This window comes from Pseudomonas brassicacearum (assembly GCF_000585995.1).
GTDB lineage: Bacteria > Pseudomonadota > Gammaproteobacteria > Pseudomonadales > Pseudomonadaceae > Aquipseudomonas > Aquipseudomonas brassicacearum_A.
Genome location: NZ_CP007410.1, coordinates 6,637,822 through 6,652,396 on the forward strand (window position 1 = coordinate 6,637,822; position 14,575 = coordinate 6,652,396).

At 57.2% G+C, this 14,575-nt stretch carries 16 protein-coding genes; all 16 read right to left on the minus strand.

The genetic code is table 11. From position 1 onward, the window contains the following. Window positions 1–26: 26 nt before the first annotated feature. The 16 genes from atpG to rpmH all read right to left on the minus strand — a co-directional run bounded on the left by atpG (window position 27) and on the right by rpmH (window position 14,141). On the minus strand, window positions 27–887 hold the full coding sequence (atpG, locus tag CD58_RS28655) for a F0F1 ATP synthase subunit gamma (protein WP_025216278.1): 861 nt from the start codon (window positions 885–887) through the stop codon (window positions 27–29). 50 nt (window positions 888–937) lie between these two features. After that, window positions 938–2,482 (minus strand): F0F1 ATP synthase subunit alpha, encoded by a 1,545-nt coding sequence (atpA, locus tag CD58_RS28660; RefSeq protein ID WP_025216279.1) that lies wholly within the window; start codon window positions 2,480–2,482, stop codon window positions 938–940. A 21-nt stretch (window positions 2,483–2,503) separates the two neighbouring features. Beyond that, on the minus strand, window positions 2,504–3,040 hold the full coding sequence (locus tag CD58_RS28665; RefSeq protein ID WP_025216280.1) for a F0F1 ATP synthase subunit delta: 537 nt from the start codon (window positions 3,038–3,040) through the stop codon (window positions 2,504–2,506). A 12-nt stretch (window positions 3,041–3,052) separates the two neighbouring features. Next, window positions 3,053–3,523 carry a F0F1 ATP synthase subunit B gene (locus CD58_RS28670; RefSeq protein ID WP_025216281.1) on the minus strand — a complete coding sequence of 157 codons (471 nt, stop codon included), beginning with the start codon at window positions 3,521–3,523 and terminating at the stop codon, window positions 3,053–3,055. 58 nt (window positions 3,524–3,581) lie between these two features. Next, window positions 3,582–3,839 (minus strand): F0F1 ATP synthase subunit C, encoded by a 258-nt coding sequence (atpE, locus tag CD58_RS28675; protein WP_003097235.1) that lies wholly within the window; start codon window positions 3,837–3,839, stop codon window positions 3,582–3,584. Between the two features lie 132 nt (window positions 3,840–3,971). Further along, entirely contained in the window at window positions 3,972–4,841 is an 870-nt protein-coding gene (gene atpB / locus CD58_RS28680; protein WP_003187195.1) for a F0F1 ATP synthase subunit A, read from the minus strand. Between the two features lie 16 nt (window positions 4,842–4,857). Beyond that, a complete protein-coding gene (locus CD58_RS28685) occupies window positions 4,858–5,265 on the minus strand; it encodes a F0F1 ATP synthase subunit I (protein WP_025216282.1) in 408 nt (135 codons plus the stop codon). A 148-nt stretch (window positions 5,266–5,413) separates the two neighbouring features. Further along, window positions 5,414–6,286, minus strand: a complete 873-nt coding sequence (locus CD58_RS28690; RefSeq protein WP_003207098.1) for a ParB/RepB/Spo0J family partition protein — start codon at window positions 6,284–6,286, stop codon at window positions 5,414–5,416. A 9-nt stretch (window positions 6,287–6,295) separates the two neighbouring features. Next, window positions 6,296–7,093, minus strand: coding sequence for a ParA family protein (locus CD58_RS28695; RefSeq protein WP_003187199.1), 798 nt, complete (start codon window positions 7,091–7,093; stop codon window positions 6,296–6,298). A gap of 18 nt (window positions 7,094–7,111) precedes the next feature. After that, window positions 7,112–7,747 carry a 16S rRNA (guanine(527)-N(7))-methyltransferase RsmG gene (rsmG, locus tag CD58_RS28700; protein WP_200868940.1) on the minus strand — a complete coding sequence of 212 codons (636 nt, stop codon included), beginning with the start codon at window positions 7,745–7,747 and terminating at the stop codon, window positions 7,112–7,114. A 5-nt stretch (window positions 7,748–7,752) separates the two neighbouring features. Continuing rightward, window positions 7,753–9,651, minus strand: a complete 1,899-nt coding sequence (gene mnmG / locus CD58_RS28705; protein WP_025216284.1) for a tRNA uridine-5-carboxymethylaminomethyl(34) synthesis enzyme MnmG — start codon at window positions 9,649–9,651, stop codon at window positions 7,753–7,755. Window positions 9,652–10,215: 564 nt separating this feature from the next. After that, entirely contained in the window at window positions 10,216–11,586 is a 1,371-nt protein-coding gene (gene mnmE, locus CD58_RS28710) for a tRNA uridine-5-carboxymethylaminomethyl(34) synthesis GTPase MnmE (RefSeq protein WP_025216285.1), read from the minus strand. A 79-nt stretch (window positions 11,587–11,665) separates the two neighbouring features. After that, a complete protein-coding gene (yidC, locus tag CD58_RS28715; protein WP_025216286.1) occupies window positions 11,666–13,348 on the minus strand; it encodes a membrane protein insertase YidC in 1,683 nt (560 codons plus the stop codon). Window positions 13,349–13,350: 2 nt separating this feature from the next. Further along, window positions 13,351–13,596 carry a membrane protein insertion efficiency factor YidD gene (gene yidD / locus CD58_RS29715; protein ID WP_010465488.1) on the minus strand — a complete coding sequence of 82 codons (246 nt, stop codon included), beginning with the start codon at window positions 13,594–13,596 and terminating at the stop codon, window positions 13,351–13,353. Then, window positions 13,589–13,990 carry a ribonuclease P protein component gene (gene rnpA, locus CD58_RS28720; RefSeq protein WP_025216287.1) on the minus strand — a complete coding sequence of 134 codons (402 nt, stop codon included), beginning with the start codon at window positions 13,988–13,990 and terminating at the stop codon, window positions 13,589–13,591. Before rnpA ends, yidD begins: the two co-directional genes overlap by 8 nt. A 16-nt stretch (window positions 13,991–14,006) precedes the next feature. After that, window positions 14,007–14,141, minus strand: coding sequence for a 50S ribosomal protein L34 (gene rpmH, locus CD58_RS29720; RefSeq protein WP_003213577.1), 135 nt, complete (start codon window positions 14,139–14,141; stop codon window positions 14,007–14,009). Between the last annotated feature and the right edge of the window lie 434 nt (window positions 14,142–14,575).

The following is a 14,575-nucleotide window of genomic DNA, read 5'->3' on the forward strand; positions in this document are numbered from 1 at the left end:
GCTGGATCCTCTGAATATTTGAACCGTTAAACCGCGGCAGCGCCGCCGACGATTTCCGAGATCTCTTGGGTGATCGCAGCCTGACGCGCCTTGTTGTAGATCAGCTGCAAATCGCTGATCAAATCACCGGCGTTGTCGGTAGCGTTCTTCATCGCGATCATCCGCGCCGCTTGTTCAGCTGCGTTGTTCTCGACCACCGCCTGGTACACCTGCGACTCCACGTAGCGGACCATCAAGCCGTCAAGCAGCTCCTTGGCATCCGGTTCGTAGAGGTAGTCCCAGTGGTGCTTGAGTTCCTGTTCCGGGGTCGCCACCAGTGGGATCAATTGCTCCACGGTTGGCTGTTGCGTCATGGTGTTGATGAACTTGTTGGACACCACGGAAAGACGGTCAATCCGGCCTTCCAGGTAAGCATCCAGCATCACCTTGACGCTGCCGATCAGGTCATTGATCGACGGCTCTTCACCCAGGTGGCTGATAGCGGCGACGACGTTACCGCCGAAGTTGCGGAAGAATGCCGCACCCTTGCTACCAATCACGCACAGATCGATCTCGACGCCTTGTTCACGGTTTGCAGCCATGTCCTTGACCAGGGCCTTGAACAGGTTGGTGTTCAAGCCACCGCACAGACCACGGTCACTGCTCACCACGACGTAACCGACACGCTTGATGGCGCGTTCGATCATGAACGGGTGGCGATATTCCGGGTTGGCGTTGGCCAGATGACCAATAACCTGGCGGATGCGCTCCGCGTAAGGACGGCTAGCAGCCATGCGCATTTGTGCCTTGCGCATTTTGCTGACCGCCACTTTTTCCATGGCGCTGGTAATCTTTTGCGTGCTTTTGATGCTCGCAATCTTACTGCGAATCTCTTTTGCGCCTGCCATGTAACACCTATCAGGTTAGCAAGCGGGAGCCTTGCGACTCCCGCTGCGGCTTACCAGGTTTGGGTGGCCTTGAACTTCTCGATACCGGCTTTCATGCCAGCGTCGATTTCGTCATTGAAGTCACCCTTCACGTTGATCTTCGCCATCAAATCGGCGTGATCGCGGTTGAAGTAAGCAATCAGCGCTTGTTCAAAGCTGCCGACCTTGGCGATTTCGACGTCAGTCAGGAACCCACGTTCAGCGGCATACAGCGACAACGCCATGTCAGCGATCGACATAGGAGCGTATTGCTTCTGCTTCATCAGCTCGGTAACGCGCTGACCATGCTCAAGTTGCTTACGGGTCGCTTCGTCCAGGTCAGAAGCGAACTGGGCGAATGCCGCCAGTTCACGGTACTGAGCCAGAGCGGTACGGATACCACCGGAGAGCTTCTTGATGATCTTGGTCTGAGCGGCACCACCCACACGGGATACCGAAACACCGGCGTTCACAGCAGGACGGATGCCCGAGTTGAACATAGCCGATTCCAGGAAGATCTGACCGTCAGTGATGGAAATCACGTTGGTCGGAACGAACGCGGAAACGTCGCCAGCCTGGGTTTCGATGATCGGCAGTGCGGTCAGGGAACCGGTCTTGCCAGTCACTGCGCCGTTGGTGAACTTCTCTACGTACTCTTCGGAAACGCGGGAAGCGCGCTCCAACAGACGGGAGTGGAGATAGAACACGTCGCCTGGGTAGGCTTCACGGCCCGGTGGACGGCGCAGCAGCAGGGAGATCTGGCGGTAAGCCACTGCCTGCTTGGACAGATCGTCATAAACGATCAGCGCGTCTTCACCGCGGTCGCGGAAGTATTCGCCCATGGTGCAACCGGAGTACGGTGCCAGGAATTGCAGCGCAGGAGATTCCGAAGCACTGGCAGCCACGATGATCGTGTTGGCCAGGGCGCCGTTTTCTTCCAGCTTGCGAACCACGTTGGCGATGGTCGATTGCTTCTGACCGATCGCTACGTAGACGCAGAAAATGCCGCTGTTCTTCTGGTTGATGATCGCGTCGATCGCCAGAGCGGTTTTACCGATCTGACGGTCACCGATGATCAGCTCACGCTGGCCACGGCCGACAGGGATCATGGCATCGACAGCCTTGTAGCCAGTCTGTACAGGCTGGTCTACCGACTTACGCCAGATCACGCCTGGAGCAACTTTCTCGACCGCATCGGTCTCGGTGTTGTTCAGCGGACCTTTGCCGTCAACAGGGTTACCCAGTGCGTCGACTACGCGACCCAGCAGTTCCTTACCTACCGGAACCTCGAGGATGCGGCCAGTGCACTTGGCGCTCATGCCTTCAGCAAGAGAGGTGTACGCGCCCAATACCACGGCACCTACAGAGTCTTGCTCCAGGTTGAGGGCCATACCGTAGACGCCGCCCGGAAACTCGATCATCTCGCCGTACATGACGTCGGCCAGACCGTGAATCCGCACGATGCCGTCAGATACGCTGACGACAGTGCCTTCGTTACGGGCTTGGGAGGTCACATCGAGCTTGTCGATGCGGCCCTTGATAATTTCACTTATTTCGGAAGGATTGAGTTGCTGCATTGCTCTGCTGCCCCTTCAAACTCAAGATTTCAATGCTTCGGCAAGTTTCGCGAGTTTGCCGCGAATCGAGCCATCGATAACCAGGTCGCCGGCGCGGATTACAACGCCCCCTATCAGGGACTTGTCTTCCTCGACTTGCAGGCGCACTTCCCGGTTGAGTCGTGCACTGAGAACCTTGGCGAGTTTGTCTTGCTGTTCTTGGTTCAATGCAAAAGCACTGGTCACTTCCACGTCTACCGACTTCTCTTGCTCGGCCTTGTACAGGTCGAACAGGACGGCGATCTCCGGCAGAAGCGGGAGACGGTCGTTTTCGGCAACGACGTGAATGAAATTCTGTGCCTTGGCATCGAACTTGTCGCCGCACACGTCAATGAACGTGGCGGCCTTTTCTGCGCTCGTCAGTCGCGGGGCCTTGAGCACGCGCTGCATGGTGTCGTCTTGCGACACCGCTGCTGCCAGGCCGAGCATGGCTGACCAATTGGCCAGTTGCTGGTGGGCCTGAGCGTGCTCGAAGGCCGCCTTAGCGTAAGGTCGGGCCAACGTGGTCAGTTCTGCCATGATCGCCCTCGCTTAGATTTCAGCAGCCAGTCGGTTAACCAGCTCTGCGTGCGCGTTTTGATCGATTGTGGCACCCAGGATCTTCGAAGCACCGCCAACGGCCAGGCTACCCACTTGGGCACGCAGCGCGTCTTTGACACTGTTGATTTCCTGTTCGATCTCGGCTTGAGCCTGAGCCTTCACACGGTCAGCTTCGACGCGAGCCTGTTCACGGGCTTCGTCGACAATCTGGGTACCGCGTTTCTTGGCTTGCTCGATGATTTCAGCTGCCTGAGCTTTCGCTTCGCGCAGTTGCTGACCCACTTTCTCATGGGCCAACTCCAGGTCGCGAGCTGCACGGCTGGCAGCGTCCAGACCATCAGCGATCTTCTTTTGACGTTCGTGCAATGCCGCAATGACCGGAGGCCATACGAACTTCATGCAGAACAGTACAAAAATCAGGAACGCAACGGACTGGCCAATCAGGGTCGCATTAATGTTCACGCCAACACCTCGCAGTTACGTTGTCCATCACACCAATTCACTCGAAACATCCGAGCAATTAGCCAGCGATTTGACCAACGAACGGGTTCGCAAAGGTGAAGAACAGAGCGATACCAACACCGATCATGGTTACGGCGTCGAGCAGACCGGCAACGATGAACATTTTGACTTGCAGCATCGGAACCATTTCTGGTTGACGCGCAGCGCCTTCCAGGAACTTACCGCCCAGCAGGCCGAAACCAATTGCGGTACCCAGTGCGCCCAGGCCGATCAACAGTGCAACAGCGATAGCGGTTAGACCAACTACAGTTTCCATCTTTCCTCCCGACTTTTACGTCGTATGGTTTAGGTTTTTTAGATTAAAGCGGTAAAACAAATCGTTTCCGTGCCCTGGTCGGGGCCCCTCCCCGTTTGACCGGGAAGGACATCAGACTAGTCGAGACTGGCCTTAATGGTTTTCTTCGTGCGCCATCGACAGGTAGACGATGGTCAGCATCATGAAGATGAACGCCTGCAAGGTGATGATCAGGATGTGGAACACAGCCCACGCCCACTGCAGGACCACGCCCAGGCCGCTGAGCCAGAGCAGGCCGCTGCCGAACATCACAGCGATCAGGATGAACACCAGCTCGCCGGCATACATGTTGCCGAACAGACGCAGGGCCAGAGAAATTGGCTTGGCGATCAGGGTCACGAATTCCAGCAGGAAGTTCACCGGGATCAGCAGGGCTTGAACCAGGATGTTCTTGCTGCCGAACGGGTGCAGGGTCAGTTCGCCGATGAAGCCGCCGATGCCCTTGACCTTGATGCTATAGAAAATGATCAGTGCGAAGACCGAGAACGCCATGCCCAAGGTCGCGTTCGGGTCGGTGGTCGACACGGCGCGGAATGGGATGTGGTGGTCACCGGAGATGAGGATGGCCAGCTGAGGAATCCAGTCGACCGGTACCAGGTCGACAGCGTTCATCAGGAACACCCAGACGAAGATGGTCAGTGCCAGCGGTGCGATCACCGGGCTACGGCCGTGGAAGCTGTCTTTCACGCTGCCATCGACGAATTCGACCAGTACTTCAACGAAGTTCTGCAGTGCACCAGGTTGACCGGAAGTCGCCTTCTTGGCCGCCATGCGGAAAAGAAGAACGAAGATCAGGCCCAATGCGACCGACCAGCCGAGGGTATCGACGTGGAAAGCCCAGAAACCCATTTCCTTGGCTTCTGCTGCGGAGTGGGCGAAGCCCCAGCCGCCGTTGGGTAGCTGACCGAAGGTCAGGTTCTGCAAGTGGTGCTGGATATAGCCCGAAGCGGTTGTCTCTGCCATGGTTGCCTCAAACGCCCTAAGGTCTCGAAAGTCTTGTTCTCATTAGCAGGGGAGCGAACCAGCTAACCAGTTGGGTCAGCAAGAAGACACCGAATACAGCCAGTGGTGCCAATGGCTTCACACCTGCGAACGTCAATGCAAACAGCACTGCCGTCAAAATCAGTTTCCCCGCCTCGCCGGCATAAAAAGACCGGACGATGGCTTGGGCTGCTCGGGCGCCGGAAAACCGAAAGGCCCTGTGAGCAAAGTAAATATTGGGAAGCAAGGCTATCAGGCCTCCGCAAAGCCCTGAGTATCCGGCGACGACTCCTTTCCATTGCCAGAGCGCCAATGCGGCGATCAGTACAACGACGAACTGGGTCATCAAAACCGGGAAAACTGCCAGACGATGGAACGGCAAGCGGTTTAGCGTGCGGGTTTCCATCGCTTTTGCTCTCCAATGGTCGGCCGCCATAATTCAATAACTTGGCATAATTTGTGCCGACAAAATGCGCGCAGAGTATAGGGGCGGTTCTGCCCCTATTCAACTGCCAGGTAGTGATTTCCGACTGCGCGCTACATGAGCAATTGTTTCAGCGAATGTGTGCAAGGACACCCTGCAACTCATCCAGGGAGTTATAACCAATCACCAACTGCCCTTTGCCCTTCTTCCCGTGGCGAATCTGCACCGCAGAGCCCAGGCGCTCGGCCAGGCGCTGTTCCAGTCGAGCGATATCCGGATCGGTTTTAGGCGCTTCGACAGGGGCCGGTTTGCCACTGAGCCACTGACGAACCAGTGCCTCGGTTTGGCGCACGGTGAGACCTCGTGCGACAACATGTCGCGCCCCTTCAACCTGTTGATTTTCCGGCAAACCGAGCAATGCACGGGCATGACCCATTTCCAGATCGCCATGGGACAGCATGGTCTTGATGACTTCCGGCAACGCAATCAGCCGCAACAGGTTGGCCACGGTCACGCGGGACTTGCCCACCGCCTCGGCGACCTGTTGCTGGGTCAGCTGGAACTCCTGCTGCAAACGTTGCAGGGCCACGGCTTCTTCAATCGGGTTGAGGTCTTCGCGCTGGATGTTCTCGATCAGTGCCATGGCGATGGCGGTTTCATCCGGCACATCGCGGACCATCGCCGGGATGGTTTCCTGGCCGGCCTGCTGGCTGGCGCGCCAGCGACGTTCGCCGGCGATGATTTCGAAGCGCCCGTTGGCGATCGGACGCACCACAATCGGCTGCATCACGCCCTGGCTCTTGATCGACTGGGCCAGTTCTTCCAGCGCCTGGGGATCCATGTCCCGGCGTGGCTGGTATTTGCCGCGCTGGATCAGATCCAGCGGCAGGTGTTGCAACTCGCGCTGATCGACCTGTACGGCCTGCTCTTCCAGCGAACTGACAGTAGGACCACTGAGCAGTGCATCCAGTCCACGTCCGAGACCTCGTTTCTTGACGGCCATGGGGTTTCCTTAAGTTGGCTGGGCTGCAGCGGTGCGTGGGTTACGGCGCTGACGGCGAACCATCTCGCCCGCCAGGGCCAGATAGGCCAGCGCACCACGGGATTGTTTGTCGTAGGCCAGGGCCGGCATGCCGTAGCTGGGCGCTTCGGCCAGGCGAATGTTCCGCGGGATGACCGTATCGTAGAGCTGCTCGCCGAAGTGCTCCTTGAGCTGGGCCGATACGTCGTTCATGAGGCTCAGGCGCGGGTCGTACATGGTCCGCAGCAGGCCTTCGACTTTCAGTTCCGGGTTCAGCAGTTCGGCGATGCGCTTGATGTTATCCACAAGGTCGCTCAAGCCTTCGAGGGCGAAGTACTCGCACTGCATGGGGATAATCACCCCATCGGCGGCCACCAGGGCGTTGAGGGTCAGCATCGACAGTGATGGCGGGCAGTCGATCAGGATGTAGTCGTAGTTTTCCCGGATCGGCGCCAAGGCGCTGCGCAGGCGGCTTTCCTTCATCTGCATTTCAAGGAGGACCACTTCGGCCGCCGTCAGGTCACGGTTGGCCGGCAGCAGTTGATAACCGCCGTGTTCGGAGAAATGCATGGCCTGACCCAGATCGCATTCACCGATCAGAACGTCGTAGATGGAGTTTTCCAGGCCATGTTTATCCACACCGCTACCCATGGTGGCGTTGCCCTGTGGATCGAGATCGATCAACAGCACCCGACGCTTGGTCGCGACCAGGGATGCTGCGAGGTTGATACAGGTGGTGGTCTTGCCCACACCACCCTTCTGGTTCGCTATCGCGAATACCTTAGCCATTCTTGCTTGTGTTCCCAATCATGCCGTGCGGCGCAGTATCAGCAGATGGCGTTGGCCTTGGCAACCGGGTACGGCCAGGGCGTGTTCGCTATCGAGGTGGAAGTCTGCCGGCAATGCTACCAGCTCATCGGCCGGATGAACGCCCTTCATTGCCAGCCAGCGCGTGTCGGCATCGCCCAGGTGGCGAGTCCAGTTGCTGAAATTCTCCATGCTGCTGAACGCCCGGGAGATGATCCCGTTGAAGGGCTGCGCAGGCTGGAACGCTTCGACACGGCTGTGGATAACTTGCAGGTTATCCAGTTTGAGTTCGAGTTTGACCTGGGTGAGGAAACGGGTTTTCTTGCCGTTGCTGTCCAGGCAGGTCACTTGCGAGTCCGGAAACAGGATCGCCAGCGGGATGCCCGGCATGCCACCGCCACTGCCGACATCGAGCCAGCGACCGTTTTCGATGAAGGACATCACGCTCAGGCTGTCGAGCAGATGCCGGGAGACCATTTCATCCGGATCGCGCACCGCGGTCAGGTTGTAAGCCTTGTTCCATTTGATCAACAACGCCAGATAACCCAGCAATTGCGCGTGCTGTGCTTCGCTCAGGCTGACGCCGAGCTGACGGGCACCTGTGGATAACTCTTCGGCGTGTTGCGAGGTGACCATCGAACTCAAGCGCTTTGCTCCAACTGACGGCCCGCGCCGCGTTTTTTCAAATGAATCATCAACAGGGAAATCGCCGCCGGGGTCACGCCGGGGATGCGTGAAGCCTGGCCCAGGGTTTCTGGACGCGTCGCACCGAGCTTGCTCTGGATTTCTTTCGACAACCCGGAAATGCCTGTGTAATCGATATCCACAGGCAGCTTCGTGTCTTCGCTGGCGCGCAGACGGGCGATTTCGTCCTGCTGACGGTCGATGTAACCGGCGTATTTGGTCTTGATCTCGACCTGTTCGGCCACCTGCGGATCGTCCGCGCCTTGGCCAGTGACTTCCACCAGCCCGACGTAATCGATTTCCGGGCGGCTCAAGAGGTTGAGCAGGTTGTATTCGTGGGTCAGCGGCGTACCGAATTTCGCCGCAATGGCATCACCCTGCTCGGTACCGGGACGAACCCAGGTGCTTTTCAGACGTTGCTCTTCCAGTTCGATGCTTTCACGTTTCGTGCAGAACGCAGCCCAACGGGCATCGTCCACCAACCCCAGCTCACGGCCTTTCTCGGTCAGGCGCAGGTCGGCGTTATCTTCGCGAAGGATCAGGCGATATTCCGCCCGGGAAGTGAACATCCGATACGGTTCCTGGGTCCCCAAGGTAATCAGGTCATCCACCAGCACACCGATGTACGCCTCATCGCGACGCGGGCACCAACTGTCTTTGCCCTGGGCGCGCAGTGCAGCGTTGGCCCCGGCCAGCAGGCCTTGGGCGCCGGCCTCTTCGTAACCGGTGGTGCCGTTGATTTGCCCGGCGAAGAACAGGCCGCCAATAACCTTGGTTTCCAGGCTGTACTTCAGGTCACGAGGATCGAAGTAATCGTATTCGATGGCATAGCCCGGGCGAACAATGTGGGCGTTTTCCATGCCGCGAATCGACTGCACGATCTGCAGTTGCACATCGAACGGCAGGGATGTGGAGATCCCGTTCGGGTACAGCTCGTGTGTCGTCAGGCCCTCGGGCTCGATGAAGACCTGGTGGCTTTCCTTGTCGGCAAACCGATGGATCTTGTCTTCGATCGACGGGCAATAACGCGGGCCAATCCCTTCGATTTCACCGGCAGCGGAATACATCGGCGAACGATCAAGGTTCGCCGCAATGATTTCATGGGTGCGGGCATTGGTGTGGGTGATCCAGCAACTGACTTGCCGTGGATGCTGTTCCTTGTTGCCCATGAACGACATTACCGGGATCGGCGTATCGCCAGGCTGCTCGGTCATCACCGAGAAATCCACGGACCGACCGTCGATACGCGGTGGCGTACCGGTTTTCAAGCGCCCGACACGCAATGGCAGCTCACGCAGACGGTGAGCCAGAGCAATCGACGGCGGATCACCAGCGCGACCGCCGGAAAAGTTCTGCAAACCAATGTGGATAAGTCCACCGAGGAATGTCCCGGTGGTCAGCACTACGGAATCGGCGAGGAACCGCAGGCCCATTTGCGTGACGACACCGCGTACCTGGTCCTGCTCGACAATCAGGTCATCCGCTGCTTGTTGAAATATCCACAGGTTCGGCTGGTTTTCCAGGATTTCACGGACAGCAGCTTTGTACAGGACTCGGTCGGCCTGGGCACGAGTAGCGCGCACGGCTGGGCCTTTGCGGCTGTTCAACACGCGAAACTGGATTCCGCCCTTATCGGTGGCCATGGCCATCGCACCACCCAAGGCATCGATTTCCTTGACCAGGTGGCTTTTGCCGATCCCGCCAATGGCAGGGTTGCAGCTCATGGCGCCAAGGGTTTCCACGTTATGCGTCAACAGCAGGGTTTTGACCCCCATGCGTGCTGATGCAAGTGCTGCCTCGGTACCGGCATGACCGCCGCCGATGACGATCACTTCAAAACGGGAAGGGAAATCCACCACGCACCTCGTGCCTGCTTAATTCAGGTAATTCGAAAATAGGTATTGAGCCTCTGGCCAGAGCGTTTTTCGAGCCAGGTCGGCAAGTATAGGGACTTCGCCTTTCCTAAAGAACCCTTTGCACAAAATTTAACCAGCTGTGGAAAACTCGCGGTTAAAGAAATTAAAAAGAAAGAAATTTATAAAACCTTTGTTTTTATGTTTATTCTTAGTGAGGCCATTATCTGTGGATAAAACTCTACAGACCTTTATTTTCAATATGTACAGGAATCTAAAACCCTGTGGTCAGGTGGCAATGAGGGGCTTGGATAACCGGTGTAAGCCTGTGGATGAATGGCATGGTTATCCACAGAGGCGGTTATCTTCAGTTTTCAAGGGGGTTTATCAACCTACCTCAAGGGCAGTTATTCACAGGGCTTAATCCACCGAAATGTCCTCCGCCGGGCAGACTGATGCCCAGAGACAAGCCGCCATGAAGGGCAATCGTTCTGGATAGGAAGGAAACCGGACTTGATTCGCCTCGAAGTGCGCTCGAGAGCAAGCCCGGTTTTTAGAGAAGCGAGGTTATTTGCCGATGCAGAAGCTGGAAAAGATCCGCCCCAGCAAGTCATCGGAGCTGAAGGCTCCGGTGATTTCCCCAAGGGACTGTTGAGCCTGGCGCAAATCTTCGGCCAACAACTCACCGGCACCCGCCAGGGTCAGTTGTGCTCGCCCGTGCTCCAGCGCCGCGCTAGCGTGGCGCAGGGCTTCAAGGTGCCGACGGCGGGCGCTGAAGCTGCTTTCCGAGGTCTGCTCGTAGCCCATGCAGGCCTTGAGGTGTTCGCGCAGCAATTCCAAGCCTTCTCCCGCGGATTTCGCGCTCAGGCTGATGGTCACGTGGCCATCGCCGCTGACTTCGAGAACAATCGCTTCCCCAGTCAGGTCGGCCTTGTTGCGAATCAAGGTGACTTTGGCCGGATCCGGGCGGATCTCAAGGAATTCAGGCCACAAGGCAAATGGATCATCCGCTTCAGGCGCGGTGGCATCCACTACCAGCAACACCCGATCAGCCTCGCCAATGGCCTTTAACGCCCGTTCGACACCGATCTTCTCCACCTGGTCGTCGGTATCCCGCAAACCCGCCGTGTCCACCACATGGAGCGGCATGCCATCGATGTGGATATGTTCACGCAGGATGTCCCGGGTGGTGCCGGCAATCTCCGTGACAATAGCAGCCTCGCGGCCGGCCAGAGCGTTCAGGAGGCTGGATTTGCCCGCATTGGGCCGTCCGGCGATTACCACGGTCATACCGTCGCGCAACAAAGCTCCCTGACCCGCTTCCCGCAGTACTGTGGATAACTCATCGCGCACTTTATCGAGCATGCTCAGCACATGGCCATCGGCGAGGAAGTCTATTTCCTCTTCCGGAAAGTCGATTGCCGCCTCGACGTAAATCCGCAAGCCGATCAATTGCTCGGTGAGGTTATGCACCCGCTGGGAAAACGCGCCCTGCAAGGAGCGCAGCGCATTTCGTGCCGCCTGCGCCGAACTGGCTTCGATCAAGTCGGCAATGGCTTCGGCCTGGGCCAGATCGAGCTTGTCGTTGAGGAATGCTCGTTCACTGAACTCCCCCGGCCTGGCCAGGCGACAACCCAGTTCCAGGCAACGCTTGAGCAGCATGTCCAGCACGATCGGACCGCCGTGTCCCTGCAGTTCCAGCACGTCTTCACCGGTGAACGAGTTGGGGCCCGGGAAATACAAGGCCAGGCCCTCGTCGAGCACCTGCTGGTCATCATTGAAGAAGGGGCCGTAGTGGGCAAACCGCGGTTTGAGTTCGCGGCCGCTGATAGCCTTGGCCGCGACACTGGCCAAAGGTCCAGAAATACGGACGATACCGACTCCACCGCGACCTTGGGCGGTAGCGACGGCAGCAATGGTTTCACGCGGTGTACTCATAAACCGGTACCCAGACAAAAGTGGCAGATAGCAAAACGCCCCACTAGGGGGCGTTTTGTGTGGTTATCCACAGAGCAAGTTACGCCTCGGCTTTTTTCGTAGCCGCTTCGATCTTACGCGTGATGTACCACTGTTGAGTAATGGACAACACGTTGTTCACAACCCAGTACAGCACCAAGCCAGCCGGGAACCAGAGGAAGAAGAAGGTGAAGATAATCGGCATCATCTTCATGACCTTCGCTTGCATCGGGTCCGGAGGTGTCGGGTTCAGCTGCTGCTGGATGAACATGGTCGCGCCCATGATGATCGGCAGGATGAAGAACGGATCCTTGATCGACAGGTCGGTAATCCACAGCATGAACGGTGCCTGACGCATCTCCACGCTTTCCAGGAGTACCCAGTACAGCGACAGGAACACCGGCATCTGTACAAGAATCGGTAAGCAACCACCCAGCGGGTTGATCTTCTCTTTCTTGTACAGCTCCATCATGGCCTGGGACATTTTCTGCCGGTCGTCGCCATGTTGCTCTTTCAGAGCAGCCAGTTTCGGTGCGACGGCGCGCATACGAGCCATCGATTTATAGCTGGCGGCCGACAACGGGAAGAAGAGCCCCTTGATCAGCATGGTCAGGAAGATGATCGACCAGCCCCAGTTACCGACGAGGCTGTGGATATGTTGCAGCAGCCAGAAGATCGGCTGGGCAATGAACCACAGGAAACCGTAGTCCACGGTCAGTTCCAGGCCTGGGGACAACTCTTTCAATACGGCTTGGCTTTTAGGGCCGGCATACAGAATGGCGCTGGTTTCGGCTTTGGCACCTGGCGCAGCGGTCAACGCCGGGCCGGTGTAACCGATGATGTAGTTGCCTTTGCTGTCTTTACGCGTCTGGACGATGTTGCTTTCGCCCTTCTGCGGGATCCAGGCAGTTACAAAATAGTGCTGCAACCAGGCAACCCAACCACCTTGAACGGTTTCCTTGAGCTGCGCCTTGTCCATGTCTTTCATGGACACTTTCTTGTACGGCTCTGAACTTGTCCACAGGGCAGCGCCCAGGTAAGTCGCGGTACCGGTGGCAGTGCTCGACGACGGATCGGAACTCGCGTCGCGCTTCAGCTGCGCAAACATCGCACCGGACCAGGGCTGTGCGCTCTGGTTGTCAATCAAATAGGAAACAGTCACGTCATACAGGCCACGTTTCAAGGCGAAACGCTTGATGTAGTTGACGCCATCCTTGCTGAACTTCAGGTCCACGACCAATTGGTCCTGACCGTCAGCCAGTTGAAAAGTCTTCTTCTCGGCGGAGTAAACCGGGCGACCGGTTGCGCTTGCATCCGGGCCGTTGGTACCGATCAAGCCACTTTGGGCCAGATAGGTCAGCTCGTTACCGTTATCGAACAGCTGGAACGGAATGTCCGGATGGTCCTGGCGACGTGGATACAACGGCAGCTTCAGCTGGGCGATGTCACCACCTTGTGGATCGATTGCCAGTTCGAGCACGTCGGTCTTGACCTGAATCAGATCCTTGCTTGCGGCCACAGGGGCTTCGGCTGGGGCACTGGTATCGTTTGCCGCGCGCGGAATGTCGTCATTGCTGGCAGCGCTGGTACCCGTAGGGGTGTCCGGCAGGCTCGGTGCGGTATTGCTGGCTGCAACATTCTGAGTCGGCAGGGCAGCCTGGCCATAGTCCTGGTTCCATTTAAGGACCATGACGTAGGACACGATTGCCAGGGCGACGATCAGGATCGTGCGTTTGATATCCATGATTACTCGGCCATCGAAGAAGAACGGGAGGTAGGGATAGGCGGAACCGGGTCATAACCGCCGGGATTCCACGGATGACAGCGACCTAAACGACGAAAGGTCAGCCAGCCACCGCGCAGAAGGCCATGATTTTCTATGGCTTCATACGCGTAGCAGGAACAACTGGGGTAGAAACGACAGTGACTGGCCATCAGGGGACTAATGGCATAGCGATAAAACTGGATCGGAACGAGTGCCAGTTTACGCATCGGGACTGTCTACCCCTACAGTTTCGGTGTTGACTGCTGGTACTGGCTTGTTGCGTGCCAGACGCTTCCAGAGCTTGCCGAAATGCTGAATCAATTCGGGGTTTTCTACATCACCCAAACCTTTGCGCGCGACGATAACGATGTCCCAGCCGACCAGTGAATCCTGGTTCAGGCGAAACGATTCGCGCATCAGACGTTTGAGGCGATTGCGCTGAACGGAGAGCTTGACGCTCTTTTTCCCGATAACCAGCCCTAGACGGGGGTGATCGAGATCGTTGTTGCGCGCAAGGAGCAGGAGATTTTTCCCCGGAACCTTGCCGGTAGGGGAGTCAAAGACTGCCTTGAAATGCCGGGGGGTAAGCAGACGCTTTTCCCGACTGAAGTCCTGACTCACCTCCAGTGCCGGATTATCAAACTGCCAGACGCGCACGACCTTTGGCGCGACGACGCGACAGGACGGCACGACCGTTCTTGGTAGCCATGCGAGCACGGAAACCGTGGGTACGAGCGCGTTTGATAGTGCTTGGTTGGAAAGTACGTTTCATGTCGTGTTACCTGGTTCGTCCACAACGGGCCGGAATGGCCCCCGTTTTAAGAGACCGGGGATTCTAGAGAAAGCAAGCCTCTAGGTCAATTTCCAACCAGCGTTTCCTTTAAATAGATATCCGGCGCTTTGGCGGATTCACCACACAGCGCTAGATATAGAAATAAAGAAGGGAATTATTTAAAGCTTTTCTGTAAAGCTTATAAAAGCAAGGCCCGACCCTGTCTGTGGATAACCACTCTCAGCCCTTGTAATTCAGCATGTACAGAGAATGACAACTACAGGGGAAAGCAGTGGCCAGCCTGTGCTGCGCTGTCGGATAAGCTGTGTGTGGAATGGCCAGTTATCCACAGGACGGTTACCCACAGACTTTCGCCCCCACTTGTGCAATGACCTCAGGGGCGGTTATCCACAGAGCTTATCCACTGACCGCTT

What these genes read in the sequence shown, in the direction of transcription:
- atpG (WP_025216278.1), bottom strand. Translation starts at nt 887, where the DNA reads ATGGCAGGCGCAAAAGAGATTCGCAGTAAGATTGCGAGCATCAAAAGC.
- atpA (WP_025216279.1), bottom strand. Translation starts at nt 2,482, where the DNA reads ATGCAGCAACTCAATCCTTCCGAAATAAGTGAAATTATCAAGGGCCGC.
- CD58_RS28665 (WP_025216280.1), bottom strand. Translation starts at nt 3,040, where the DNA reads ATGGCAGAACTGACCACGTTGGCCCGACCTTACGCTAAGGCGGCCTTC.
- atpE (WP_003097235.1), bottom strand. Translation starts at nt 3,839, where the DNA reads ATGGAAACTGTAGTTGGTCTAACCGCTATCGCTGTTGCACTGTTGATC.
- atpB (WP_003187195.1), bottom strand. Translation starts at nt 4,841, where the DNA reads ATGGCAGAGACAACCGCTTCGGGCTATATCCAGCACCACTTGCAGAAC.
- CD58_RS28685 (WP_025216282.1), bottom strand. Translation starts at nt 5,265, where the DNA reads ATGGAAACCCGCACGCTAAACCGCTTGCCGTTCCATCGTCTGGCAGTT.
- CD58_RS28690 (WP_003207098.1), bottom strand. Translation starts at nt 6,286, where the DNA reads ATGGCCGTCAAGAAACGAGGTCTCGGACGTGGACTGGATGCACTGCTC.
- CD58_RS28695 (WP_003187199.1), bottom strand. Translation starts at nt 7,093, where the DNA reads ATGGCTAAGGTATTCGCGATAGCGAACCAGAAGGGTGGTGTGGGCAAG.
- rsmG (WP_200868940.1), bottom strand. Translation starts at nt 7,747, where the DNA reads ATGGTCACCTCGCAACACGCCGAAGAGTTATCCACAGGTGCCCGTCAG.
- mnmE (WP_025216285.1), bottom strand. Translation starts at nt 11,586, where the DNA reads ATGAGTACACCGCGTGAAACCATTGCTGCCGTCGCTACCGCCCAAGGT.
- yidC (WP_025216286.1), bottom strand. Translation starts at nt 13,348, where the DNA reads ATGGATATCAAACGCACGATCCTGATCGTCGCCCTGGCAATCGTGTCC.
- yidD (WP_010465488.1), bottom strand. Translation starts at nt 13,596, where the DNA reads ATGCGTAAACTGGCACTCGTTCCGATCCAGTTTTATCGCTATGCCATT.
- rpmH (WP_003213577.1), bottom strand. Translation starts at nt 14,141, where the DNA reads ATGAAACGTACTTTCCAACCAAGCACTATCAAACGCGCTCGTACCCAC.